This is a genomic window from Geminicoccus sp. (genome assembly GCF_035556675.1).
Lineage (GTDB): Bacteria > Pseudomonadota > Alphaproteobacteria > Geminicoccales > Geminicoccaceae > Geminicoccus.
In genome coordinates this window covers 1-2,327 of record NZ_DATMFZ010000144.1, presented here as the reverse complement: position 1 = coordinate 2,327, position 2,327 = coordinate 1, and the positions used below count along the sequence as shown (strand labels likewise).

Annotated in this window: 4 protein-coding genes; 2 read left to right on the top strand and 2 right to left on the bottom strand. The window is 68.7% G+C overall.

Features of this window, described 5'->3' with window-relative positions:
* Window positions 1–195 (bottom strand): hypothetical protein (locus VNS22_RS11040; protein WP_325732339.1); only part of this gene is annotated, 195 nt, incomplete at its 3' end.
* On the opposite strand from VNS22_RS11040, the gene VNS22_RS11035 reads away from it, so the two are divergent.
* Together VNS22_RS11035 and VNS22_RS11030 are read left to right on the top strand one after the other, a co-directional pair.
* On the top strand, window positions 188–943 hold the full coding sequence (locus VNS22_RS11035; protein WP_325732337.1) for an SDR family NAD(P)-dependent oxidoreductase: 756 nt from the start codon (window positions 188–190) through the stop codon (window positions 941–943). The genes VNS22_RS11040 and VNS22_RS11035 overlap by 8 nt on opposite strands.
* 94 nt (window positions 944–1,037) lie before the next feature.
* Window positions 1,038–1,841: an MBL fold metallo-hydrolase gene (locus tag VNS22_RS11030; protein WP_325732341.1), complete on the top strand. Its 804-nt coding sequence runs from the start codon at window positions 1,038–1,040 to the stop codon at window positions 1,839–1,841.
* Window positions 1,842–1,894: 53 nt separating this feature from the next.
* On the opposite strand, the gene VNS22_RS11025 is transcribed toward VNS22_RS11030, so the two are convergent.
* Window positions 1,895–2,327: dihydrodipicolinate synthase family protein (locus VNS22_RS11025; protein ID WP_325732335.1), on the bottom strand; the 433-nt coding region annotated here is incomplete at its 5' end.

Sequence of the window (2,327 nt, the reverse complement as noted above, 5' to 3'; positions counted from 1 at the left end):
GTCGGCATGGGCCTCGGTGTAGCGGCGAACGGCTTTGAGCAGGGAGTCGTCCATGCCTGTTCCTACCTCAGAACGGATCGCTCCGTGAACTCGCTTTGGAGGATCAGGCAAACAACGTCGGGTTTTTGGCAACAACGGCCGTCCTCTTGGCCCGATATCGAGGACGTCACGCCAGAGGAGTTGGATGATGACCAAGATCACCCTCGTTACCGGTGCCAGCCGCGGCCTCGGCCGCAACACCGCCATCAACATCGCCCGCCACGGCGGCGACGTCGTCCTCACCTACCAGAGCCGGCGGGAGGATGCGCAGACCGCAGTCGACGAGATCCAGGCGTTGGGGCGCAAGGCAGTTGCCCTGCAGCTCGATACCGGCGACGTCGCCGCCTTCGCCCCGTTTGCCGAGCGCCTGCGGATCGCACTGCGCGAGAAATGGCAGCGCGATACCTTCGATCATCTCGTGAACAATGCCGGCCATGGCGACTTCACGCCGATCGGCGAGACGACCGAGGCGCAGTTGGACCGGCTGGTCGATGTCCACTTCAAGGGCGTCTACTTCCTCACCCAGACGCTGCTGCCGCTGATCGCGGATGGCGGGCGCATCGTGAACCTGTCCTCCGGTCTGACCCGGGTGTGCTATCCCGGCTTTGCCGTCTATTCGGCGGTCAAGGGGGCCGTGGAGGTGCTGACCCGCTACATGGCCAAGGAGCTGGGCAGCCGCGGGATCGCGATCAACACGGTGGCGCCGGGCGCCATCGAGACCGACTTCGGCGGCGGCGCGGTCCGGGACAACCCGGAGATCAACAAGGTCTTCGCCGACATGACCGCGCTCGGCCGCGTCGGCCTGCCCGACGATATCGGCCGGATGATCGCGAGCCTGCTGTCCGGGGACAATCGCTGGATCAACGCCCAGCGGATCGAGGTGTCCGGCGGCCAGGGCATCTGAACCGGGACCTCCTCGAGGGACGCCGCGCGACATGCGGGCTCGCGCGGCGTCCGGCCCGGAACGTCCCGCCCGCATGGGGAACAGTTCCTTGAAGATGATCCAGTCGGGCACCGACTTCGCCCGCTACGAACTCGGCGAGCTGGCCGTTCTGGCCCTTCGCGACGGCTATGTGGACATGCCGCCCGGCCGGCTGCGCCAGAAGGGCGACCGGCCGTTCGGTGCGGAACTGCCCGGGCAGGTCAGGCTCGTGGACGGGAAGCTGCGGCTGTCGGTCAATGCGTTCCTGGTCATCGAGCAGGGCCGGCACATCCTGGTCGACACGGGTGCCGGCAATGCGTGGCACCCGTCCATGGGCCTGCTGCTGCGCGCGCTCGCGGAAGCGGGGATCGCGCGGGAGGACATCACCGCCGTGGCCTGCACGCACACCCATACCGATCACGTGAACGGCCTCGTCGCGCCGGACGGCTCGGATGCGTTTCCCAACCTGGAGCAGCTGTTCGTCCCGCAGGAGGAAGTCGCGCTGTTCGACCGGAGCGAGAGGCTGGCGAGGTTCCGGCAGCGCTGCGTACCGATGGGGAACGGCTTTGCCGTGAGCGACCACATGGTCGCCGTTGCGGCCCATGGCCACTCGGCGGGGCATACGATGTTCGCAGTGCCGAGCGGCGGGGAGCAGTTGCTGATCTGGGGCGACATCGTGCATGTGCCCTCCATCCAGTTCGCGAGGCCGGAGCTCACCTGGGAACTGGATCGGGATCAGGTGCAGGCCCGTTCGACCCGTGCGCAGATCCTCGACCGGGCGGCGTGGCCAGGCATGTTCGTCGCAGGCGCACACCTCGACTTTCCCGGCATCGGCAGCGTCGCGCGGGATGGCGATGCCTTTCGTTTCTCACCGCTCTGAGAACGAAGCATCACCGGCTTCAGCAGGCCGGGGAACGGCCATGACGAGACAGGCTATGCCTGGATCGCAGCGACCGCCGCCATGACGCGCTGCCGGTCGGCGGCGCCCAGCGGGAGGACCGGACGCGGCGGGTCGGCGCGGGTCAGGCCCAGCTCGTTGGCGACGGCATGGACGACGCGGTAGCTGCTGAGCTCGCGGAACAGGGCCCAGAGCGGCTGAAAGCGCTCGTTGAGGCGCGCGACTTCGGCGGCATCGCCAGCCTCGGCAGCGCGCATCAGCTTCAGCGTGGGTGCCGGGAGCAGGCCGCCGATCACGCTGTACCAGGCGACCCCGCCGGCCAGCGCGGCATCCGCGGCCAGCCAGTCGCCGCTGTAGCCGATCGCGAACTCGGGCGGGACCGTCGCCTGCAGCGCCCGATGCCGCTCCGGTGCCTCGGCGGCGGACGGTGCCGGGTTCTTCACCGCGCGGATGCCCGGAACGCCGGAC